The sequence below is a fragment of the Yoonia sp. 2307UL14-13 genome (genome assembly GCF_037572755.1).
In the GTDB taxonomy this organism is placed as follows: domain Bacteria; phylum Pseudomonadota; class Alphaproteobacteria; order Rhodobacterales; family Rhodobacteraceae; genus Yoonia.
The window spans coordinates 100679-123457 of sequence record NZ_JBBIFZ010000010.1 but is presented as its reverse complement, the minus strand read 5'-3'; the positions used below and the strand labels follow the sequence as shown (position 1 = coordinate 123457).

Below are 22779 nucleotides of genomic sequence, written 5' to 3'. Positions count from 1 at the left end.
CGAGATGTTCTACAATCCGAAACGCAAGCACACAAACAACGGCATGCTGTCGCCCGTTGACTTCGAAGAAAGACAGCTCAAACTAAAACAGGCGGGTGTCTAGGAAACTAGGGGCACCTCAGTTGGGCTGATCCGCAAGACCACCCATCACGGGGTGGCGGTGAAGGTGGAATTTAGCACCGAGGAATTGGCGGTGATCCGGGAACGGAAGTTGGAAACCGATGTGGTGTTGGAGCGCGACTATTCGTCAGATATGTCACAGGCCGCCATCGAGAAACGTGAAAACCGCGGCTTAGGAAAGAAGCTGCTCACCGCCGCTGTCTCCGGCACTGACGCCAATCACCAGCACCTCTCGGTCCGGAAGCTGATGAATGGCGAAGACGTGTATTTCCGCAGCACCCCGATGGAAGCCAAGGATTATGAGGAGCAGCTCAAAAACAGCCTCGTCACCCTCAAGAATTGGATTGTCGGCAATGCCGAGGTGGAAACCGAGACGGCCAGCTTTGAACTCTGATGGATGAGTTTGCCGAACTTTTTGGCAGTCTCATCGGCCTTGCCATCGTCATTATGATGGTGGCAGTGGCCATTTTGTTTATCGGGATGTTCGTCGCGCCGATTATTGTCGTTGGTGGCGGTACTCTCTTTTATATCCATAACATTCATCTACCGGAGAAACGGCGTTATGAAGCCAGGGCGCGGACGGAGGCAATGTATCGGAAAGCACAGGGCCTTTCCCCCACCTATGATGCGTTGGAAACGGCACTATTGGGCGCAGGCATCGAAAGCAACGTGCTGCATCGCATTGCCAAAGACCTCTATCGCCAAGAGGGGCTGCAACCGCCAGTGCTGCCGCCAATCAGCGACGATCAGATTAAGATGGCCCGGTATCAGGACTCGCTGGAGCGCTTTATCGCCGTAGCTGACCCGACCCACTACCAAGCCTTTGAACGTCACCTGATCTGGGCGCTCTCAGACTATGAGCCAGATAGTGACGAAACTGGCCAGATGTTCCACTCCAAGCGACAACGCAGCAAATCGGAGATCGAACGGCTGATGCTGCGCTTCATCAATGATGACGGCTTGTTCCAACCGCTGCAGGACCAGTTGAATGTCAACTATCGGGATGAAAATGAAGTGATGCCCACGGACTGCAAGCACGGCGACTATATCTGGCGTTATCTCAAAGACACGCCATTGCTGCCGCTGGCCGACGTGGATGAAATGGTGGGGCTGCAAGATCGGTTTCGCCACACATACCTCTTGGGGGCTAGCGGATCAGGCAAGACCGTGATCTTGGAGAACATCATCGCGCATGATCTGCGCTCGGATGAAGATTGCTGTCTCGTGGTGATCGATAGCCAAACGCAGCTCACCAACAAGCTGGCCCGGCTAGATATCCCCGATACGACATACATCACACCGAAATACGATCTGGCACTGAATCTCTTTGATGTGGGCTATGACGAGATGAAGGGGCATGGGATTGAGGGTGAGACGCTGATCAACAAGACGGTCGGTCTGCTGAGTTTTGTTTTGGAAGGCATGATGGGCGCGGACTTCACCAATCCGCAGAAAACCATCTTCCAGTATTGCATCCAGCTGGTGATCAGCATTCCGGGTGGCAATATATTCACCTTCATGGATGTCCTAGCTGAGGGTGGTCACGAGCGATACAAGGAACACATTGCCAAGTTAGATCAAAACCTGCAGCGTTTCTTTGAAGTGGATTTCCCCTCCAAAGAATATACCCGTACCAAAGAAGCCATCCGGCGGCGGATCGACGGCCTACTCTTGAACCCCACCTTCCGGCGGCTGTTCTCCGCGACGGAGAACAAGATCGATATGTTCGATGAGTTAGCCCGACAGAAGCTGATCATCATCGATACCAACAAACCGATGTTGGATGATGCCGCCTCAGCATTCTTCGGACGGTTATTCATTGCCATGATCCTGCGCGCCTCTCACCAGCGCTTTGGCCAGGGGCGTTCCGCCCGTCCGGTCTATCTAATTGTGGATGAGGCCCATGAATACTTCGACCGTTCCATCTCTGATATGCTGGAACAAGCCCGCAAGGCCAATATTGGCCTGATCGTTTCGCACCAAAGCATCAGCCAAAGCCGCGCGACCAAGGGTGGTGGCAGCGTTACAGATCCGCTAATGGTGAATACCGCGACCAAACTGATTTGGACATCGTTTCGCGAAGACGCGGCCAAGTTTGCCGGAAGTATGCAGGTGAAGCCGGAGGACATCCTCAACCTGCCGCCATACACCTTTGGGCTACACTCACGCAAACAAGGGTTTATCCCGGTGCGCGGGGTGACGGATGTCCTGAAAGATTTCCCAAGGCGCAAAGATCAGTCGACCCTTAGAGCGGAGATGGAGAAACGATATGGGCCATCGTCAGCCGACAAGATCACGCCAAGCAAAGAGTCATTTAATGCAACGGTTAGCGTAGAAACATCCGTGACGCCTGCTGACTGCTCAGATAAGCGAGTCGATGACGCAACGAATTTAGCGCCGCCTCCAGACGTGGAGGTGATCTAACTGCAGTGATCAGCGCCGCGGGTAATGACCGAACCACCAACTGATCTGGCTGCTACCATGGGATAATGAAGCAAATTGTTCTTTGGGAAAAACCGACCAGTTGGGTCGGTTTTTGTATTTTTGATGCTTGGCAGCTGCGCTTAAGCAAGCGCAAACACATCTTCAGTTAGCGTTGCAATCGCATCTTCAGTGAGGATTGTAGAAATGTTCGGTCCATTCGCGATTGCTGCAACGTTATCCAAGAATGGGTTGTCAAAGTTAGCGAAGAACCGGTCGGCATTTGTAATGACGGGGGCATCAGGATCAAATTCGTTTGCTACATATTGGTCGATCTGAAATGGACCATCGTCAAATACGGAGACACCCCTAGGTCCGTCTGTCTCATAACTATAGTCTACTAGGCTTCCTGAAATCGTGTCCTCACCAAGAACAAGTCTCAGATTGTTTGACAGATCAAATCGTGACCAGCCGGATGAAGGGCCACGTGCTTCAATATTGTCGGGTGACCTGAATATCTGATGATGATAGGTCGTCCCTTCCATCGTTCCAATATTGATCGATGCGCCGGTTGCCAAGACTTGGATATACGCTTCGCCAATGTAATCAAGCGTCACCGTTCTTTGTTCTTCGTCTTCGCTAACCTTCTCGGTTTCCAGTTCACGGTTCCACACAATGCGGACATCTTCCGTTGTAAGGCCGGTAAAGACGATCTGTGAGACACCTGAGTCAACTCCATCAATGTAGTCGTTGTCGCCTTCCGCATCGAAAAACACAGTCGCGTTGGAAGCGTTTGATGTTGCGTCGATCCAGTCATTGCCTTTGCCACCGTTCACCTTGTCATTGCCTTCGGTGATGATGTAATCGCCTCCTCCAAGACCGAATAAAGTATCTGATCCACCCCCGCCGATGATAAGATCACGTCCGCCTTGGCCCCGAATGATGTCCACGCCGTTGTCGCCGACGATGACATCATCACCGCCGCCGCCCCAGACCCTATCTGTACCGGAGGATGATCGATCATTCCTGTATGCATTGGTGAATATCAGATCGTCGCCGTCACCTTCACCACCCCATGTGCGATCACCGCCGTTACCGGCTTCAATGATATCGCCGCCTTCACCGCCGTCTATGCGGTCCCAGCCATTGCCGCCTTTGAGGTAATCGTTGCCGCCTTTGCCTTCGATCTCGTCCTTCCCGCCACGACCATCAATCTTATTGCCGCGTTCGTCATCGTCACCGTAAATAGTGTCGATGAAATTAGAGCCAACTACTGACTCAAATCCGCGAGCGGAAATTTCGTAGACGCCGTCTGTAACTCTTGCCTCGCCAAGATCAACTGTGACCCCTTGTGTTGTATCAAGCACCAGCAAATCGCCAAGTACTTCATTGTCATTGCCCGCACCCGCAAAGGCACGTGACATATCGATTTCTGTTAGCCCGCCCGCAGCAATACCCGCGAAACTGCCAGAAAGCTTGAACGTGTCATCGTATCGCGTTCCCCAAATCCTTTCAATATTTACCAAAGTATCCGTATCGCCCCAAGCATCTTGGACAATTGCAGAATTTGCAAACCACTCGACAAATATACCACCCGACGGTACTTCGCTCTCTTGATCTGGGAAAATGAAAGGGTCGGTTCGGTAGTCATATGATGTGTCGTACCTGACTATATCGACATCATCACCGCCATCGACCTCGTCGTCTCCAGCACCTGTAGTAATAACATCGTCACCGGTGCCACCATTAATGTAGTCGTCTCCACGTCCCGCGCGAAGGTCATCATTACCTCGCTCACCCCAAAGAAAATCGCGTCCAGCACCGGACACGAGTGTGTTGTCAGTATCACCTATGCCAAACAACACATCGCGAGTAGATCTGCTATTTACCGTATCAAAATCAGCATCCGAATAAATTGCCACATCTATCCTTTCATTCTGGGACAAGTTTCTACCAAACTGCGCACCAGAATACTGTATTCCATCATCATAGCCGAAACTGTCATATGCTATACGATCAGTAGCTAAATCGTCGTTTCCGACAGTGCCATTCAACTCTCGCATGATAGCATTCGTTCTAGTGACCGTGTCGCCTGCATAGTCGTCAGGTCCACGCCGATCAGTAAGGCCTTCAAAAGCATGCACAAGCTCATGAATTAGGGCGCGTTCGACGGTCATAGCGACGATATTGCCGTTCTGGTCCACATAGTTGTAGTACTGATATGCAGAGTTTAGAAACGTGCTATTAATGATCAATGCATCATTAAAGGGAATTGTATTTCGATACTGAGCGGTACTTGTTCCACCGCCAAGAAATGCGCCGGATTCTGTAATATCAAACTTAGAAACTGTTCTCTCCGTTATCCTTTCCAATAGCGCTGTGGCAGTAGGCGACCCGCCGTTGTATATGCCGGTTAGGATTTCAATTAGGCGAGACTCCTCAGCATCGCTAAAGCCACGAAAATTAATATTTCCAATTACGTCTTCGATTGCCATTCATTACCTCTTTAAGCAGCTGGGTACGTATTGTACTAGATGATCACCATGTTGTTCGGCAATCTCCTGAAGGTTCAGAAGCCTCCCATCGGTAGAGATGGAAAGTTTAATAGTGTTATTCAACAAAGGCAGAGAGTCACTTACACAAGATGAAATAGAATTTACAGATGGAAGGTTAGGCCAAGGCGCATTTGCGATTCTCTCTTCTTTGAAAATCGATAGAAGAAAATCATATCTACTTTCAACTCCGGATAGCGGTACTAAGTTTCCAAAAACTGATAATAGGCTATTGTCACGCCTTCTCTGCTTTGTTGAAATTTCCTCCCATTTTGCTCCCGGTATCAAAGCCACATAGTCTTTGAAATCCCCACCATCTCCATTATTTAAAGCGCGACCAAACTGTAGTAGTTGAATTGGAGAAATAGAAACAAGCCAACTCTCCTCGTCATTAATCGAAATACTTTGGATCGGGAAAATAAGGTTGCTATCATCAAACTGAAAGTCGTGATTTGGTCCAACGATAGAATAAAACCGAACGTAAGTGTTTTCTGCCGGAAAAGTTGCGTCGGTCAAAGCATTTTTGACTACCTCGAACCAAGGAAGCCGCTCACTGTTTATGGGCCGAGGATTTTTGATTTGTGCAAGATCGACACATACTGAACCAACTAAATCACAAGAAATTGGATCGGCAGCAATCTTAAATGGCAGCATGGACAGCAGCACACAAAGGGCGAGTGAGCGTTGCATGTTCTTACCTCAGTAATCTGTGGGGCAAACAACACGCAATTCGCGTGTTGTCAACCCGTTTTGCGCGAACACGCCTGGTTTCCGACACGTCAACATTGCGGTGATGAGCAGCGAAAACTTGGGCACATGGTTGGTAAAGGTGCGCCCGAGAATTACTTCAACAACGCACATAGCACTCTTCGGTTTGTCACCTGATCATAAACAACGACAGACCAACAGTCACATTATCTGACTACATGATACCAGATCGAAGAGTGGGTCGTGCATCTTCACAACATACAAAATTAGACTTGGCTAGCAGTCAGAATATCGTCTCTGCTGATATTCTGACCTTGCTGCTATTTATCTTCAGATTGATCTTCGCGCCTATTCATGTAGCGCGTGACTGCGCCAGAAAGTTTTTCAAACAACTTTGGCGCTGCCTGAACAATCCCATTCAACGCTTTGTACATCGAGTCAATGAGGCTAATATCAAGTTCATTTTCTAATACATGCATGTTTTTCCGAACTTGTGTGGCAAGCGCTAGTCGCGCCTTGCGTATTTTTTTTACAAGCTCTGCTCGTCTTTTGCGCGCACTATCATCGTTACCGTCAATATCGTTCCACTGGATATATAAATCACAATATCGCTCAAGCAGTGGTAATATCGATCTACGAAAAAGAGCTTGGTCAGGAATAGTTGATGCTAAATCAAGAATTTCACGGTGCGCAGCCTTAACCTCATCACAGATATTCTCTGGTATACCCTCTTCGTGTTGACCCTTCAAATCATCAATGAGTCGGGGAAGGGCATCTTCACGCAGTCTGTTAAGTGCCCAAACTGACGTGTTTCTCTGGTATAAAGTACTCAAACAAAAACCTCCCACTGGTTGTGAGAGGTAAGGAACCTTAAAACAGATTTTATGCAAGTGCCACCGAAGTGGCACTTGCGCTGTGGCGGCCGAAGCCTTTCCCATTGAAGGTGCATTCGGGACCGAAACCGGCTTTTACTTTCCCTTCAGAAGACTGAAGGCGTATCCCGAACCACAACATTTGTACCTTCTAGGGGTGATTATACTATAGGTAGTGTCGAATCACAACATCTAGTTCTGGGCATCCCATATTCATTGAATGTAGAGAGTCTGGTATCTGGACCGCTCCAGTTCACAACACGCAATCTTTAACCTCGCTAGTAGTCAGCCCATCTTTCTGCGTGATAAGAGTTCGAATAGTGGGTCGTGCATCTTCACATAAAGGGACACATGTTCCAAAAGCAAGAAACCACGCAAAAGCGTGGTGTCTTGCTATAAAGGCTGCCCAAATTTTACCTGATCAGACTTAGTGCCTCGGGGTCTCGAACCGATTTCAACCTTATGATTTGGGAAGTTTTCGTTCCACCACTCTGGATCTGTAACCCAAGGCCAGCTGTTTTCTTGCTGCATACGAGCATAAACGCGCTTCATAAACTGGAGCTGTTCTTACACAAATTCGTCTTCATTCATGTCAATACCATACTATCTTCATGGCTTATGCACGAGTGTGTATCAAAGTCTCACTAACATCACTAATATCTGAGAAGATGTAGAGGTATCCGTGAAATTCACGTACCATAGGTTGAACGACGCAATGATGTTAAAGTAAAGCTATGTTGATAGAGCAAATTGGCTTGCAAGCTGGCAGTTCTGCTGGGCAAGATCCATTGATATTAGATGAGCCCCATTTTACTGTTCTGATTGGCCCAAACAACTCTGGTAAAAGCCTCTTCATTCGGGAACTAAACTCCTACCTTACAAAAGGCCCAGGACAGAAGAACTTAGTGCTAGGTTCATTAAGATTCAGAACACCTAGTCCAGAGGTTTTGACTACATTAAAAACTGAGGCACCGCAGAACCAACGCACAAATAACGGATGGGGTTGGTTCAATGTTGCTGGCTCCACATTTCAATTTCCTCAAGCACAAATGCAGAATGCATTTCTCAACCCAAATAGTGATCAGGGTTCACGAGATTTTGCCACTCAGTTTGCGAGTCATAAGACACTAAATCTCGATGGTCAAAATAGACTATCGTTACTTAACAACCAAAAGAAGGGTGACCTCAAGTCGCCTACGACTTCGTTGTCAAAGCTTTTCGTGAATGATGAAAAAAGAAGCTCCTTACGACAATCTATATATGAGGCGTTTGGTCTTTACATTAGGTCTAGATGTTTCTAACAGCGATCAAATATCAATGCGATTTGGATCAAATCCACCACCTCTTGATGAGCGTAGCTTAAACGACAATGCTCTTGAATGGCATTCAAAAGCCAAGCCAGTTGAGGAGGTAAGTGATGGCGTAAAGGCGTTCAGGGGTATTCTCTGTGAGCTTCTTGCTGGTGATCCAAACACCTTCTTGATCGATGAACCTGAAGCCTTTCTCCATCCGTCTCTTGCATTTCGCCTCGGCAAAGAAATTGCATCATCGTCAATTGAAGGTGGTAAGCAGGTATTCGCAGCCACGCATAGTCCACAATTTCTATTTGGAGCAATTCAATCAGGCGTTCCGATAAATATTATTCGTCTAACTTATTTGACCGGAAACGCAACGGCGAGACTGCTGCCCAATAATTCTGTTCGAGCACTGATGAAAGACCCATTATTGCGATCATCAAATGTTTTGGCTGGCCTTTTCCATGATTCAGTGATTGTAACTGAAGCGGATACTGATAGAGCCTTTTATCAAGAAATAAACGAACGTTTGCTTGATCAAGGAGACAGCAGAGGAATTGATAACCCATTATTCATCAATGCAAATGGGAAGGATCAACTACATAGAATTGCGTCCCCACTGCGAGAACTTGGTGTACCAACCGCAACAATTGCTGATATCGATGTATTAAATCAGGGTGGATCAAACTGGACAAATCACCTTTCTGCATATGGAATACCTGATCAGCAGCATCAACCATTAGGAACGCAAAGGTCAAATGTTTGGGATAACCTAAGTCAGGCGGGTAATCCTAAAGAAAATGGCTTGGGATTGCTCGATGGTCAAAACCTTGAAGCAGCTAAGAATCTATTTGAAACTTTGAAAGAGTATGGTTTCTTCATAGTACCGGTTGGTGAACTTGAACGGTGGCTAGCAGATTTACATGTATCTCGTTCAAAACATGTCTGGCTAAGAGAAATTTTCAATGCCATGGGTGATGATCCGAATGATGATCAATATCAAAAGCCAGACAATGACCCGATTTGGAGTTTCATTGGCGATCTAAAGTATTGGTTAAAGGATGCTGGTAGGAAAGGTGTTAGAAAATAGACAGATGTCCAAGAGGTATCAGTGTCATTTTATCTCTCTACGTAATAAAAGTTCGAAGAGTGGGTCGTGCATCTTCACATAAGGGGCCAGTTCGGCCACATCGCGGCTTCTAAGCCAAGAATATGGCTCTAAACATGGCTCATTTCGCAATACCGTTCGGTTCGAGAACCAGTTTTCAACCAGCCACCGTTTTTCGGCTGGTTTGGCGATTTGGTAAAGCTGCGTAACGTTTTTCATGAGTTCGAGAAATTTCTGCATCTCTTGCTCAGAGAGGTGTGGGTTTGCCAGATTTGCCTGCTCAACCTCCTTTTGTTGCAGTTCCAGGCTCAGGGCTCGCTTGCGCTCATTGTACTCATCTTTGCTAAGCGTGCCGTCCACCAATAGGTCAGTCAGGCGAGACAGGCGGGCCTTGGTTTGGTTGATGGCCAGGTCCAATGATTGCTGCTTGGCGTGGCGTTCATCACTGTCTATCCACCGCTGCCACTGCAACTCCATTTCCTTGATTTCTTTCGGTTGGAGCTGCAGTTGTGTCAGGTGATGTTCAATGTCGTGTTCAAGGATTTCCTCGCGCACGGTCTTGGTCGGACAGGCAGAGTTCTGGCAGCGATAGTACGTGTGGCCCTTTTGTTTCTCGGGGGTCATGGCGGCGTCACACAAGGCGCACCGGAACAAGCCACGGTATAGATGGTTGTGTTTGGTGACTTTCTTCCCGGCTTTGCCGGACTTGATGTCCTGCACCCGACAAAACAACTGCGGTGTGATTAGCGGCTTGTGCTGGCCGGGATAGACGTCACCGCTGCGCTGCATGACGATCAGACCCGAATAGAACGGGTTGCGTAGGATGGTCTCAATGCCGTGTTTGCTCAGCGGCTTATCTGCGTGGTTGCGCAACCCACGCTTCTCCATGATCGGCATAAGTGAGCGGATGGAATACTGGCCAGTGGCATAGAGATCGAACAACTCTTTGATGAGCGGTCCCTTGATCGGGCAAATCCGCTTTGGCTGATCAGCTCGTTTGGTCTTGTCTTGGCGGGCGTAGTTATCGAGATAGCCAATCGGGGCACGGAACGGATACAGTCCTTGCTTGAGGCGACCAAGTTGCCCTTTCTTCACCTCAGCCTGGTGGTTGCGGATGAAGTCTGCTGCAAAGACGGCCAATAGATCAGCGGTGAGGCGACCACCACGGGAATTGAAATCGATGTTTTCGGTGACAATATGCACGTCGATGTCAAGGTTCGGCAGTTCGGTCACTGCTTCCCAATCGCTGAGATTACGCACAGAGCGGTCGATCTTGTGGAAAATGACGCCTTCAGCACGCTTGGCGCGCAACTGCCGCATCATGCTAGTGAATATTGGCCGCCCCCGTTTGGCAGCGGAGTGCGCCTCTTCAAACCACTGTGTAACTGTGAGGTCTTTCTGAGCGGCATACTGCAGGATGGCTTCTTTTTGCGCTTCTAACGATACGCCCTCTTCTTGTTTTTTAGTCGATACCCGAATGTATCCAAAGCATTGTTTCATATCATGATTGTTCATCCTCAACTGTATCAGATGAGGGACTTTCCGGCGAATCTCGCCATGGCCAAGAACCATCCTCCAACATCCGTAGATAGATGCGTTTGCAGAGTTCTAAGTGTTGGTGCAGGTGTTCGTCAGGTGTCATGTTGCCATGATAAGCGCTGCGTATGAGCGGCCTAGCAGACGCCCGATCATCCAGCTTGATACGGCGGATACATCGAGGCTGAGAACGGCGCGAGCCGCTCACCATGGTGCATGATCTGCACGGCTGCCCGATGGTTGGGCTGGTTTTGCAGATCGTGCGCTGTGAAGCACGGCATCATGCGTTGCAGCAGTGGCGCATCTTTCGGGCCAATCCGGAACGCGACAAGGTTGCCGACATTCCCAAAGATGGCGTCCTGGACGTCTTTGTCGGTCTGCGAGAGGTGCTGATGGGCCAGGATCAAGCCCAGTTTGTACTTCCTTGCCTCAGATAGCATCCCAGCAAAGGATTTGGTCGTGAGATTTGGGAACTCATCGACATAGAGGAAGAAGGGACGCCGAGCTGCCTCAGGCAACCCATGCCGCGTTGTGGCGGCATGCATGAGGGTGGAAGTGATCAATCCGCCGAGGATGTTGGTGATGTCTGATCCCAGCCGCCCCTTGGCGAGGTTCACGATGAGGATTTGCCCACTATCCATGATTTGCCGGAACCGCAGCGGTTCTCTTGGTTCACAGAGCGCTGTGCGCACCGCCGGTTGGCTCAGGAAACCGCCGAGCTTGTTGGCGACCGGAGCCACGCCATCTGCCGCGCCCTGATAGTTCAGACTGGGAAACTCGGTCTTCCAGAAGAACCGGACCTGTTCATCAGTGATCTTGTCGATCACCTGTCGCCGATAGCCCTTGTATGTAAGGAGTTTGAGGATGTCGCGTAGGTCAGCATCCCCGGCTTCCAGCAACGCCAAAAGTGAGAAGCGCAGGATATGCTCCATCCGGGCACCCCAGGCATCGGGCCATTGCTTCTTGAGGGTCTCAATGAGGCCTGATGCGACCAAGGGGCGGTGCAGGGCCGATACCTGCCGCAGCGGGTTGTATCCAAGCGGGCAATCAGGATCAGCCACATCCCAATAGAGATGCGGTAGGCTCAGATCGTGGTGCAGTGTCTCTGCCAGATCACCATGCGGATCAATCAGGCAAAAGCCGGTGCCGTGGCGCGCATCTTGATGGCAGAGATTTTGGAGCAAGGTGGATTTCCCGGTTCCGGTCTGTCCAATGATATACAAATGCTGCAGCCGATCGACGCCAGCGATGCCAAAAGGTTGGGCCGCCTGATAGCGGCGGTATGCGAGACCAAGAATGCTCGTTTGGTGTCTAATCATGCACTGATTATCCGGCGCGTGCATAAGCCCCACTAGTAGCCGGAATATCATTCCCCATGATACGGCGACTGCTATGCCGCTTGAGACACCTCCGGCATCATAATCAGCAGAACAGTTCTTTTCCCATCGCCGTGTGGCCGGGCGCGCCGGAGCAATCCTGCTCAGACGCGCCCGATCGCAAGGAGATGGAAACATGCAAGACGAACCAAACGGAACCCTCGATGACATTGGAAAGGTGCCAACCTGTGATCGCTGTGGCTCGGAAGAGGTCGTGGTGGATGCCTGGGCCTGTTGGAACCGTGACCGCGGGGATTGGGAACTCGAACGCATTGCGCAAAGTGCGCATTGTGATGTCTGCCATGATGAAACCACGCTGGCATGGGTCACGCCAAGCGGCACAACAAACCAACGTGTTCGCGCGCTCAATGACCGCTTCCGCCGGACCGGCAAAGGCAAAGGAACGATCTTGCTCACCTCCGGTGTGCAGAACCAAGGCGAGTTGTTTGTCGTGGCAGCGATCGAGGCCGTGCGACGCTTCGATGACTTCTCCGAGGACAACGATCCATGGGGTGAGCACGACTTCGGCGCGGTTGAGGTCGATGGCCAGAACGTGTTCTGGAAAATTGACTGTTATGATCTGTCCATGCAGTACGCTTCGGAAAACCCGGCCAATGAAGCAGTCACGTTGCGGGTCCTCACCATGATGTTGGCACACGAATACTGAATTGTGCGTCAACCGGCTGCGGAGCCTGCCTATGGCGACAGTCCCATAATCATCAAACGCCGCTCTCAGGTGAGAGCGGCGTTTTAATGACGTTTCGCGATTTTGTGCTCGGACGACGACGTAACCGCGTCAAGACAGTGCTACTGCAGCAAGGTGATGATTCCCAATATCCCGGCAATGATGGTGCCCGTCTGGATCAACATGGCCTTGTACATCTCACCCCGGAACCGATCAAAGCGTTGATCCAGTACGTCGATCGTGACGAGACGGCTCTCGGTGAGCACCTCAACCACGCCTTCAGCCTGTGCACGGCTAAATCCCTTCGCCTCGAGGCGCTGGATCGCTTGGTTGGTATCGATGGCGATGCTGGACATAAATGGCTGATTTATATGTGTAATCATATCACATTAGGGCTTTTCAGCAAAGGGAGCATAGTGAATCTTGCGCGGCGATCGCGCAACTAGCCAGGTCGTGATTTCCGTCCTGCAACGTTGCCCACCTGCAAGATCGGCCTGATATCTGCGTCAGAACTGAGACAGCCTCGGGCGGGTCAGCCGCTTGTCCGTGGGCTGTCCAGCATCAGTCGCCTCTGCTGCACAGCCGATCAGATGAGCCACGATGGATCAGATGAGGTAAATATGGGCGTTTGTCGCCGGACCACGGCAGTGGGTCCGGTCCCTCAACGCTGCATATCTGCCTGATGTGCGTCCCCTTGGCCCGCACGTACTCACCCTATCACCCTCCATGATATCCCGCCTGCTAGGATGTCATCATCTCCCACCATAGACTGAGGCTTGAGCGTCAGATCGCTGCCCCTATCTCCGTCAGCCCGGAGAGGCATGGCTGCGGCCTCACCGCTCGCTCATTATCTCTAAGCAAAACATACAACGTCTATGCAAACGCAATTTGCCGCTGACCTGCGCCTCGCGCGTCGGAAAGCGGGATATCTCCAGTCGGACATTGCTGCCTGTCTCGGCGTGCAGCAATCGGTGGTCTCGGCGCTTGAGCGTGGGACGCAGCGTCCCGATCTGGAGCAGATTATCACCCTGTCGCTGATCTATGGCCGTTCCTTTGAAGCCTTCTTCGAAGAGCTGATGTTGGAATGCCGCCAGCGGCTCAAAGGCCGGGTGCGCCGTCTTGGGCCAGAGCGGCGTCAGACGGCGCATACGTTCAACCGGGCGGGATCACTCAGACGGCTGCGCCATCGCCTCTCTCAACCCAATCCTTATGTCAGCGCTTAGTGTGCTGGCCATTGCGGTCGCCTCGGGCAAGGTGGGCTATGTGTTTCTCTCCGGTGGCAAGCTGCAGGATTGGGGCATGGTGCAAAAGGCCACCAAGTCATCCAGCGATCTGGTGGGCTTTGCCCAGGAGTTGATCACCACACTCAAGCCGGATGTGGTGGTCACCGAGAAACGGACCACAGGCTGCCGCAAGGGACAGCGCACCAAAACCCTGATCCGCTCGATCGCGGAACTGGCCAGTCACAATCCGGTGCTGGATATCGAAGTGCAGCGGCCCCGCCGCTATCCCACCAAATATGATGAAGCGCATGGTCTGGCAGCAGAGTACCCGGATATTGCCGGGCATCTGCCCAAACACCGTCGCCGCATCTTCGATTATGAACCGCGCAGCATGGTGCTGTTCGAAGCTCTAGCCTTGGCGGACGCCGTGGTGAAGGGATCACCCGCCGACTTGGCCGCTGCGATGGGATAGAGGTCATTGTTCCATGAAGAAAACCGCCCCCAAAGCTGGGGCGGTTTCTTATGTGTTATTGGCAGCGTTTAAGCGGCGTTTTTCGCCGTCTGCTTTGGTGCGGCTGGCGCAATTTGCATACCCTCTGGCACCCACGCCGCCAGACGGGCTTTGGCCTCCGGCGCCAGACCACGTTGATCGACAGGGTTGTTGAACAGCGCATGCAGCCGAGCCACCTTGTCGCGTTTTGAAGATTTGGCAAAGCTGCGGCTTACCGGTGCACCGGTGATGTCAGACAGGACGTCGTCCAATTGTGCGCTCTTGAGCCGATCCAGAAAGCTGGTGGTGGGCGTCCAAACCTTGCGAATATCCGCCTCACAGAGCGTGGCGATCAGTTCCGCCAGCGGGTTGCTGGCCTTAAGCGCCAGGCCCACCGAGACCAGCTTCGCCACGGTTTCGGTCAGTATCGCATTGCGTTGTTTGCGCGACTTGGCCCGAAACGCCACAAAGGCCTCTGCTGCGTCCGCGCCGTGTAGTGGCGTGCGGTATTCTGCTGCGGTCAGGCGCTCATCAACGGTCAAACCATCATCCTGCTCTGGCATGCCATTGGCTTCTTTGCCGGTGACCCCAACCGGCAGATGATCAACCATGACCCATTCGGACAGGGCAAACGTGAGCAAATCCAGCGCCAATTCCGGCTTTTGCAGCAGCGCGGTTTGCACCGCACAAGTGCGGATCGCCGCCATGTCCCTCATCAAGGCAGCCGAATACGGCCCTTGTGGCTTATTCTTTTGTGTATTGCCGTGCGGCGTGGCACAGACCCCCGCCTTGGCGGCTTCCGCCCGATCTTCCGGGCGTACCAAGCCGCGCGTCACCTGCAGCGTGCCGTTATGTGTGACCGCGACAAATACGCCAGCATGGACTTTCTGTTCGTCGGTATAGGTCTCGACGGCCAACTGGGCTTCCAAATCGGCGAAGGCGGCTTCATCTTCCGGGGTGGCCTCACCATCTTCGATCTTCTCAAGCAAGGCGTGATAGCGGTCCTCCTCCGCCTCCTCCAAGATAACCGACTCGGGATAGGTACGACCAAAGCGCTGCATCGCGGTCCAATCAAGCGTGTCGAAATCACCCTCGACCCACTTCCAGCCCTCGGACTCGATACTGACGCATTCCGCCGCCAGCCGGGCTTCGGCAAGTTCGGTGAGCAACGCCGGATCATCAAAATACAGGTCCTCACCAAATAGGTCCTCGGTGATGGTGCCACCAGCCTCCTCGTATCGGGCGCGTCCAACGAAGCGCGCAAGCCGGTGTTCCCCCGATGCCCGGTCCTGCATCAAACGGCGTTTGATCGCGTCGGGATTGGCGCCTGCATGCGTCCCAGACAGCAACTGATAGGTCTGCGTGATGCGCTCGGGATCAGTACAAATGGCATAAGCTGCGGCCACATCCAAGGTGATGTCATCGGCCCGCAAGGCGTCGAGAATGAGGGCCGGTAGCTGGGCCAGCTTCATGCGCCCCGCCACGTGGCGCTTGGTGACACCAAAGGCGCTGGCAATCATCTCCATATCCGCGCCGCTCTCTGCCATTTGGGCATAGGCGTTCACTTCATCTGCGGGATGCAGTGCGATCCGGGCGATGTTCTCCGCTGCGGCCCAAGCGCGCGCTTCGGCCTCATCTTTGGCCACGATGATCGGGGCATATTGGCTTTCCAGGCTCTCGCCAGCCAAACGTTTGAGGGCGCGTAGCCGCCGTCCGCCAACGACAATCTCGTATCTTCCGTCAGTCAGATGTGCGCCAAGGGGCTGGATCAGACTGATGGTTCGAATGCTGTCCGCCATGGACGCGATATCTTCCTCTGACACGTTCTGGCGGGGATTGAGGGGTGAAAGCGTGAGGTCGGCCAACGGAACCGATAGCTGGTCCCGATGGGCTGTCTCGTTGAAGGTGGCAATGTCAGTTTGCTTGTTCATGATGACACTCTTTCTGATGTGTCGGGCTGTGCATGATCCTCAAGCGACAACAAATCACCCAATGATCAGTCCGCCCGGATTGCGTGAAAGCGTCAGGGTGGTTCCCCTTCCGCCGATGGGCTGCGCCTCGGCCAATCTGATCTGCCCGAAAACGCATGTTTTCGGCGGAACAGAGTGGGAGAGGGCGAAGCCCGACCCGCGGCCCCGGAACGGGCTGTCAACGAGCCAGATTTGCGCAGAAAATCTCTGCCGCAAAAAGCGCAGCTGATTTGTTCGCGATTGAATGGCCCACAGGGCCAGAGGAAATCAGTTGCGCTTTTTGGGGATGGCGAATGGTTGACCGACCGGGCCGGGGATGTTGGGCGGACCACAAAATGGAAAAAGTATCAGGCGCGCCAGAGCAACGCGGCGGCGTGGCTGGCTACTGTAACAATCAAGCCGCGCTATCAGCGTGGCTTTCAGATCATTTGATGGAAGCTGTTAAGAGCAAACGGTTTACTCAATCGGAGTCCGTGTCAGCACGCTTCAGAACCGGTATCGTGTCGTCTGCCAGGGTTGATAGAAAGCCAAACACGCACAGACTCAAAAAAGTCGATGATATATAGATACCTGCAATGGTCACATAGCCAGCTCCGAACCACCAGGCAAGGCCTGTCATAGTCACACCAAAGACAAGGGATAAAACCCAAACCACTTCAATACTAATTCGATGTTCCATGCATACAACTTCACGGAAAATCGTTAATTGTAGGTTAACCAAACCGTTGGCATCCTGGACGAGTGGTTTGAAAGGTGCGTTGGTATGGCAGAACAGTGGATTGTCTCAGTCTTAGAAGACTTGAATCATTACGCGAAGTCGAACGGACTGAGCAAGCTAGAACAGGCTTTAGACAAAGCGAAGCTGGCCGCAACTTCTGAAGCCAATTTGATGTTGCCCATGCAACAATCATGTAGCAAAGTTCAGTTTCACTAGCCTCAACGCAAATGCCGTTGCCAATCTGGCAGGCTGGTTTCAATCTAAGCGCGAAATCGAATCTCCAGAATTGGACTAATCGATGCGAAATGATTGGCGTCCGAACTTGGCTGACCCCAACGTAGTCCAGACACTGGAACCACGGTCAGCATCATACTTCAACATCATCCAATACTGCCGACATGTCGGTGTGCTTGTCCGTAACACGCAAGAGAGATACTGGGTCGCCCGTTTCCGGCGAAAAGATGGCGGCTATACCCACAAACGCCTGTGCCCCACAAAAGATGAAAACGGAACTTTCACATCCTTTGAAGCGGCCGTTGATCTGGCAAATCAATGGTTCGCAACCCCAGAGGTCACGCGCATAGCTGCTGAACCATACCAGATTGGATCAAAACGAACACTCAGCATATGTCCTATCGGTGATACATACTCAGTCGGCCATGCGTTACAGCACTATCTGGAGTGGAAGCTGCTGGCGGCGACCGCCTCGCATTATGAAACGATTGTAAGTCTGACTAACTACCATCTTGTCCCCCATATTGCGCATATACCGTTGCGCGATTTCAATGCGCGCCACTTCAACGATCTGGCACGAACGGTGTTACAGACCCGGGCGAAGCGAGGCCGACCAACAATCCCGGCAAAGTGTGACATCAAGGATTTAACGCCTGATCAACTTCGGACCAGAAAGAAGACCTTTAACGCCCTGGTCAGCATTTTGCGGGGCAGCTTTGAGATTGCATCGGAACATGGGCATTTGTCAGATGACCGCCCACTAAGGTGCTTGCGTCGCTTGCCAAATATTGATCGACCTCGGGTGATCTTCTTAGACCGTGACCAGTGCCGAAGGATGCTAATACACTGTCATCCTGACCTTCGTGATTTGGTTTCGGGGGCATTGTATACCGGCTGTAGGGCTAACGAGTTGATCTCGTTGACAGCCGGCGATCTTGACGTGCATATGCGATCGGTCTTTATCGCGCATCCAAAGGGTCGGCGAACTCGCCACGTTTTGTTGCCAGACGAGGGTTTGCGGTTCTTTTGCGAACTGGCAAAAGACAAAAGTCCACAAGACAGGTTGTTTAGAAAGACAAATGGGCGTTTGTGGGGTGGTGAATATAAGACTTACTTTCAGCGAGCCCGTAGCAACGCCGCGCTCTCTGAAAGGCTCACATTTCATGGGCTGCGACACACCTATGCTAGCCAACTGCTGCAAAACGGGGCATCGATGCTAACGGTTGCTGATCAACTAGGGCACGCCAACACACAGACGGTCGCCGCCACGTATGCTCACCTGACTAACTGGACGAAGGCTCAAGAGGTCGAGAGATTTTTCGAACCCCTTAGCCTTTCAGGCGGCGGCAAAGCCGATGTTAACGAGCGCACCAATCAAGATACTACTTCACTGCCGGTGTTCATACATAACCCGCCGACCTCATGGCCACGAGCCAATCACTCCCGGTATTCGGGCCCGCTGCTCCGAAGCCTCCGAGAGCATAAATAGAACGATGGGCCACTACGCCTATTGGTGACATTAACATTACTTACTGATACCAGAGTACTGCTTTTGGTTGTGTAAGGATATTGAGTTGCGCTCTTTCTTGACCGGACAGGCCGTTCTTCTTGTTTGTAGCTCCATACTCACACTGGTGGCTTTGTCGTCTGATCTCAAGGCTCATAGCGGTGGTCTAAATGCTGCAGGATGCCATGGCGGAAGTCAGCCGTATCATTGTCATCGCTCGCCGAGCGAAATGGTGATCACTCGGGATGGTCGAGCAAGGCTCCGTTGCGATCTTGGCAGTCGGTCTCAAGAGTGCATTGGGAAACCAACATTAAGACGGGGGACGCCGGTCTTGAACCTGCAAATCCAATTACAACGACATTGTTCGGGCTTGCCTGGTAATTTTGCCGACGGTGTTTACGGGGTCCGGACCCGGCAAGCACTTCTGCGGTTTCAGCGCGCCTACGGCTTGACGGTAGATGGAGTATATGGCCCAGAAACGGCTCGGGCCTTGTCGCAAAGCCCGAATGGCCGTTGCTGACCTTTGTTGCTTCCAGGCGGACTTGGTTCAATTCAACTCACTGACATCCGGCCATCATGAAGCATGGGCATTTGCCGCCGGGTTAGCGCGATGACACATAGATAGATTGATAAATGGTAAACGGACCGCGCAGCGATGCCAGAAGCCTTTAACCAATGCCGAGCATGCTGAACTTCCATCACAAGGAGTTCACAATGATACGATTTATCTATGGTTACAATCTGCTGCTCGAACCACAGTTAGCCAAACAAATGTTCCAAGATCGTGCCGCCCAGTTCGCCGATCGCCTCGGTTGGGCGGTTGACGTCAATGAGCATGGTTTAGAGAGAGACATCTACGACACATTGAATCCACTATACGTTGTTGTCACCGATGATCGGGGGGCACATCTTGGCTCAATGCGGTTCTTGCCAACCACCGGGCGCACTATGCTGAACGAACATTTCAAGCATCTGTATTCGGGTCCTCCGATCGCCAGTCCGTTAGTCTGGGAGTGCACTCGCTTCTGTATTGCACCTGGGGCCTCAGTTCGGGTATCGATCCAGCTATTGGCTGCTGGGGCCGCCTTGATGCGTGCGTTCTGTCTGCAGCAGTTGGCCGCCGTATTCGATGAAAAGATGCTTAGGGTTTACCGACGCAGCGGAGCATCACCAGAAATTCTTGGTTGCGGTCTGTATGAGGGCAACCAAATTGGGGTCGGCTTGTGGCATTACTCCAGGGAACAGTACCTGCAGCTATTGCGGGCTTCACAGATTGACCCAATCGAGATGGAGTTGTTTCTCGCTAACTCCGACATCTGTCGTGACAGCCTCCTCGCCGCTTAGGTTACACAAGCTCTGACAATTCATCACCATCGCGCGGCAAACATCCGGGCGATGGTTGAAGCTGATATCTCAACAACAAGCCACTAAAATTACAAGCAAAGTTGCCGCTTATTGTTCGAACAAAACCGTTTGTAGCCCCCTATAAACAAGCCACTCGTTAACATCTTTCCGTCATCAAACTCCTAGCACATGGGTCGATAGCATTCGCTGCACGCAATGATTTCGGCCCAGACTTAGTCCCTCAAACTCAAGGTTGGGGCCATATCGTTAGGAGAATAAGACATGGCAGACGCGGAAACCGGACCGATCGTAACGACAACGATAAACCACCCAATCGCGGTCATGAATGAAGATATGTTTGGTGCGATTGCGAATAACCAATTCGGCTGGAACTATTATACCGAGCATCGCGAAGAATTCGGACTGACCAATATCCGCTTTCCTGGCGGTACGGTGTCAGAAGAAGGTTGGGTTATCGACGGCCGCATTCGATTGGGCCACGGAGATAAGCTTTCCCTTGATACGCTCGACGGTGACCGTTCTCAATTTGCGTTTGACCTGACCCATCCAGAGCTGATCGCGCCATCTGCACTACTCTATGATGAGCAGAATTTCTTGAACCGTGACGACGTGGCAACCTTTAGCCAGGTGCTTGCTGAGGCGGTTGAACATGACGTTGACGTCAGCTTAATCATCCCGATCGAGCGCTACTTCCGAGGGGCGGATCTATCGGACACGGCGGTGCGCGAGCGGGCTATTGCAGCCGCAGAGGCGGATTTAGAAGTGTTCTTAGAGCGGCTTAAGAACGGTGAATACAACCAAGGTGAATATCCTGAGACGATCGTCTTTGACATCGGCAATGAGACCTTTGGCCAGCCGATTGAGACGGCCGTTATTACCAAAGTCATGATTGATACAATCGAAGAAGAGCTAGCTGCCAGCGAGATTTCTTACGAGATCGGTGTGCAGATGGGTCGCGGTGAATACGAATATGTGAACCTACGCCGAGACGGTTACTTCGACCGCTTTGTTGATGGCTCTCACGAACTCATTGAAGGACTTGATGAGCTAGATTTCACACCAGGAGACTACCTAACCGACGAGCAGCGCCAAACCGCGATCGACGAAATGATGATCAGTATTCTCGGGCCATCTGCTGCGCATATTGATGCACTGCGTCATCATTTGCTTGGCTTTAACCCAGATCGTTTGGATGCGCCGGAAGCCCCACTGAAACGCCGTGGCGAAATAGTTGAACTTTGGATGGATAGTCTGGAAGAACTGGGCGTGGCCTCTGAAGACATCGATTACTACATCTCGGCTTTCACCACCAATACTGCCAATGGCAACGGCCTACCCTTCGCCATGCCGGGAGCAGCCAACACCCTTGAGGTGTATGATCTCATGTTGCGATCTGGTGCGACCATGGCATCGATTTGGGGAGTAGTCGGCGCCTTTCGATACAAAGACACGATTGCAAACACGACGGTCAGCGACCGGCTATCAAAATTTGACTCGCCCCAAGCAGCTATTCTGAAACTGCTATCTGAGCATACGATGAACAGTACATATCTGGGAGCGAGCGGTGACGATGCCTCCGGGTATCGCAGTTTCACATATGAGAATGAAACTGAATACACGGTGTTTTTGTCGGTAGAAGAATTGGCCGGTGAGTACTCGATATCGGTTGATCTTGGTCTATTGAGCGATCTTGCGCATGTGACGGCGATAAACCTTGACCTGGTTGATGGAGCCGCCAACGGTGCAACACGGTTGACCGAAAGCGAACTTGAGGTGGTTGATGGTCGCGTTGAGGTCACGTTCGACCAGGACTTCGAGGTCGCCATGCTCACTTTGAACAAGTCAGAGAGCATCTCATATCAAACCATGCAAATGATTGAATCTTTGGTCGGTGCGAGCGTGACACGCGAGACAACCGATGCATTTGTCTTTGGTGACGAGACTGCTGAACAGTTGGTCGGTGGCACCGGGTCAGATATCGTTCTGGCTGGCGACGGAGACGACGTTGTAGACGGAGGCGCGGGTCGAAGTGGTTTCTTTGGCAACGGTCAGTCGGACGCGGATTTCGATGAAATTGGTGCGAAAAATGGGGACTTTCTCTTTGGCGGAGCGGGCAACGATGTCATTAGGGGCAACGCTGGGAATGACCTGATCAGTGGCGATTCCGGTGATGATCACATGTGGGGTGGTAGCGGTTTCGACACATTCGTGTTCAACGAAGGAAGCGACCACATCCATGACTTCAACCCCAATGTCGATCGCATTTTGATCGATCAGGCGCTGGTAGAGTCTGTAGTGGATTTTGCAGACTGGCTGGATGACCATGCCATCACAACTAATGGATCGATAGTTCTCGACTTTGGCGCGGGCAATCAACTGACGGTTAGTGGGCTCACGGATCAGGACGAATTGTTCAACCGCATCTCGCTTACCACTATGGATGAACTGAGTATCATCTAGCGGACAAACCTCTGGTCGCAGATCTGCTGAGAGCGGGATGCGCCAGCGGTTGGATGTAACTCTGAACATACGACCATTGAGACTTCACAATGACGATACAGATTGGCAATGCTTCGAGGGACGCTTGGTTGCTCGAGTT

The 22779-nt window shown here is 51.8% G+C and carries 17 protein-coding genes; 10 read left to right on the top strand and 7 right to left on the bottom strand.

Annotation, left to right across the window (positions count from 1 at the left end; translation table 11 throughout):
- The first annotated feature begins 160 nt into the window (after positions 1-160).
- Positions 161-514 (top strand): hypothetical protein, encoded by a 354-nt coding sequence (locus tag V8J85_RS18820; protein ID WP_339955321.1) that lies wholly within the window; start codon positions 161-163, stop codon positions 512-514.
- Positions 514-2544 (top strand): hypothetical protein, encoded by a 2031-nt coding sequence (locus V8J85_RS18815; RefSeq protein WP_339955320.1) that lies wholly within the window; start codon positions 514-516, stop codon positions 2542-2544. The genes V8J85_RS18820 and V8J85_RS18815 overlap by 1 nt, the downstream gene beginning before the upstream one ends.
- Positions 2545-2684: 140 nt before the next feature.
- Here the strand turns inward: V8J85_RS18815 and V8J85_RS18810 are convergent, their stop codons facing one another.
- The 3 genes from V8J85_RS18810 to V8J85_RS18800 form a co-directional block, all read right to left on the bottom strand.
- Positions 2685-5036 (bottom strand): calcium-binding protein, encoded by a 2352-nt coding sequence (locus V8J85_RS18810; protein WP_339955319.1) that lies wholly within the window; start codon positions 5034-5036, stop codon positions 2685-2687.
- Positions 5037-5039: 3 nt separating this feature from the next.
- Entirely contained in the window at positions 5040-5783 is a 744-nt protein-coding gene (locus V8J85_RS18805) for a hypothetical protein (protein ID WP_339955318.1), read from the bottom strand.
- 338 nt (positions 5784-6121) lie between these two features.
- Positions 6122-6634: a hypothetical protein gene (locus V8J85_RS18800; protein ID WP_339955317.1), complete on the bottom strand. Its 513-nt coding sequence runs from the start codon at positions 6632-6634 to the stop codon at positions 6122-6124.
- Between the two features lie 1263 nt (positions 6635-7897).
- Between V8J85_RS18800 and V8J85_RS18795 the strand changes: the two genes are divergently transcribed.
- Positions 7898-9058 carry an ATP-dependent nuclease gene (locus V8J85_RS18795; RefSeq protein WP_339955316.1) on the top strand — a complete coding sequence of 387 codons (1161 nt, stop codon included), beginning with the start codon at positions 7898-7900 and terminating at the stop codon, positions 9056-9058.
- Positions 9059-9082: 24 nt separating this feature from the next.
- Here the strand turns inward: V8J85_RS18795 and V8J85_RS18790 are convergent, their stop codons facing one another.
- Positions 9083-10591, bottom strand: a complete 1509-nt coding sequence (locus V8J85_RS18790; protein WP_339955315.1) for a recombinase family protein — start codon at positions 10589-10591, stop codon at positions 9083-9085.
- 173 nt (positions 10592-10764) lie between these two features.
- A complete protein-coding gene (locus V8J85_RS18785) occupies positions 10765-11931 on the bottom strand; it encodes a type IV secretory system conjugative DNA transfer family protein (protein WP_339955314.1) in 1167 nt (388 codons plus the stop codon).
- A 193-nt stretch (positions 11932-12124) separates the two neighbouring features.
- Here V8J85_RS18785 and V8J85_RS18780 point away from each other — a divergent pair, with 193 nt between their 5' ends.
- On the top strand, positions 12125-12655 hold the full coding sequence (locus tag V8J85_RS18780; RefSeq protein WP_339955313.1) for a DUF3768 domain-containing protein: 531 nt from the start codon (positions 12125-12127) through the stop codon (positions 12653-12655).
- A 140-nt stretch (positions 12656-12795) separates the two neighbouring features.
- On the opposite strand, the gene V8J85_RS18775 is transcribed toward V8J85_RS18780, so the two are convergent.
- On the bottom strand, positions 12796-13029 hold the full coding sequence (locus V8J85_RS18775) for a hypothetical protein (protein ID WP_339955312.1): 234 nt from the start codon (positions 13027-13029) through the stop codon (positions 12796-12798).
- A 519-nt stretch (positions 13030-13548) separates the two neighbouring features.
- On the opposite strand from V8J85_RS18775, the gene V8J85_RS18770 reads away from it, so the two are divergent.
- Positions 13549-13896: a helix-turn-helix transcriptional regulator gene (locus V8J85_RS18770; protein WP_339955311.1), complete on the top strand. Its 348-nt coding sequence runs from the start codon at positions 13549-13551 to the stop codon at positions 13894-13896.
- Positions 13883-14368, top strand: a complete 486-nt coding sequence (locus V8J85_RS18765; protein WP_339955310.1) for a hypothetical protein — start codon at positions 13883-13885, stop codon at positions 14366-14368. The genes V8J85_RS18770 and V8J85_RS18765 overlap by 14 nt, the downstream gene beginning before the upstream one ends.
- A gap of 68 nt (positions 14369-14436) precedes the next feature.
- Here the strand turns inward: V8J85_RS18765 and V8J85_RS18760 are convergent, their stop codons facing one another.
- A complete protein-coding gene (locus V8J85_RS18760; RefSeq protein ID WP_339955309.1) occupies positions 14437-16317 on the bottom strand; it encodes a ParB/RepB/Spo0J family partition protein in 1881 nt (626 codons plus the stop codon).
- A gap of 1079 nt (positions 16318-17396) precedes the next feature.
- On the opposite strand from V8J85_RS18760, the gene V8J85_RS18755 reads away from it, so the two are divergent.
- From V8J85_RS18755 to V8J85_RS18745, 4 genes are all read left to right on the top strand, one after another.
- Positions 17397-18797 carry a tyrosine-type recombinase/integrase gene (locus V8J85_RS18755; RefSeq protein ID WP_339955308.1) on the top strand — a complete coding sequence of 467 codons (1401 nt, stop codon included), beginning with the start codon at positions 17397-17399 and terminating at the stop codon, positions 18795-18797.
- 247 nt (positions 18798-19044) lie between these two features.
- Positions 19045-19335 carry a peptidoglycan-binding domain-containing protein gene (locus V8J85_RS20115; protein ID WP_445285929.1) on the top strand — a complete coding sequence of 97 codons (291 nt, stop codon included), beginning with the start codon at positions 19045-19047 and terminating at the stop codon, positions 19333-19335.
- A gap of 194 nt (positions 19336-19529) precedes the next feature.
- Positions 19530-20159, top strand: coding sequence for an acyl-homoserine-lactone synthase (locus V8J85_RS18750; RefSeq protein ID WP_339955307.1), 630 nt, complete (start codon positions 19530-19532; stop codon positions 20157-20159).
- Between the two features lie 282 nt (positions 20160-20441).
- The gene (locus tag V8J85_RS18745) at positions 20442-22640 is read left to right on the top strand and encodes a calcium-binding protein (protein WP_339955306.1); all 2199 of its coding nucleotides are present in this window, start codon (positions 20442-20444) and stop codon (positions 22638-22640) included.
- The last annotated feature ends 139 nt before the right edge of the window (positions 22641-22779 follow it).

What these genes read in the sequence shown, in the direction of transcription:
- V8J85_RS18810 (WP_339955319.1), bottom strand. Translation starts at nt 5,036, where the DNA reads ATGGCAATCGAAGACGTAATTGGAAATATTAATTTTCGTGGCTTTAGC.
- V8J85_RS18765 (WP_339955310.1), top strand. Translation starts at nt 13,883, where the DNA reads ATGTCAGCGCTTAGTGTGCTGGCCATTGCGGTCGCCTCGGGCAAGGTG.
- V8J85_RS18785 (WP_339955314.1), bottom strand. Translation starts at nt 11,931, where the DNA reads ATGATTAGACACCAAACGAGCATTCTTGGTCTCGCATACCGCCGCTAT.
- V8J85_RS18815 (WP_339955320.1), top strand. Translation starts at nt 514, where the DNA reads ATGGATGAGTTTGCCGAACTTTTTGGCAGTCTCATCGGCCTTGCCATC.
- V8J85_RS18745 (WP_339955306.1), top strand. Translation starts at nt 20,442, where the DNA reads ATGGCAGACGCGGAAACCGGACCGATCGTAACGACAACGATAAACCAC.
- V8J85_RS18805 (WP_339955318.1), bottom strand. Translation starts at nt 5,783, where the DNA reads ATGCAACGCTCACTCGCCCTTTGTGTGCTGCTGTCCATGCTGCCATTT.
- V8J85_RS18750 (WP_339955307.1), top strand. Translation starts at nt 19,530, where the DNA reads ATGATACGATTTATCTATGGTTACAATCTGCTGCTCGAACCACAGTTA.
- V8J85_RS18795 (WP_339955316.1), top strand. Translation starts at nt 7,898, where the DNA reads ATGATGAAAAAAGAAGCTCCTTACGACAATCTATATATGAGGCGTTTG.
- V8J85_RS18770 (WP_339955311.1), top strand. Translation starts at nt 13,549, where the DNA reads ATGCAAACGCAATTTGCCGCTGACCTGCGCCTCGCGCGTCGGAAAGCG.
- V8J85_RS18780 (WP_339955313.1), top strand. Translation starts at nt 12,125, where the DNA reads ATGCAAGACGAACCAAACGGAACCCTCGATGACATTGGAAAGGTGCCA.
- V8J85_RS18760 (WP_339955309.1), bottom strand. Translation starts at nt 16,317, where the DNA reads ATGAACAAGCAAACTGACATTGCCACCTTCAACGAGACAGCCCATCGG.
- V8J85_RS18775 (WP_339955312.1), bottom strand. Translation starts at nt 13,029, where the DNA reads ATGTCCAGCATCGCCATCGATACCAACCAAGCGATCCAGCGCCTCGAG.
- V8J85_RS18790 (WP_339955315.1), bottom strand. Translation starts at nt 10,591, where the DNA reads ATGAACAATCATGATATGAAACAATGCTTTGGATACATTCGGGTATCG.
- V8J85_RS20115 (WP_445285929.1), top strand. Translation starts at nt 19,045, where the DNA reads ATGGTGATCACTCGGGATGGTCGAGCAAGGCTCCGTTGCGATCTTGGC.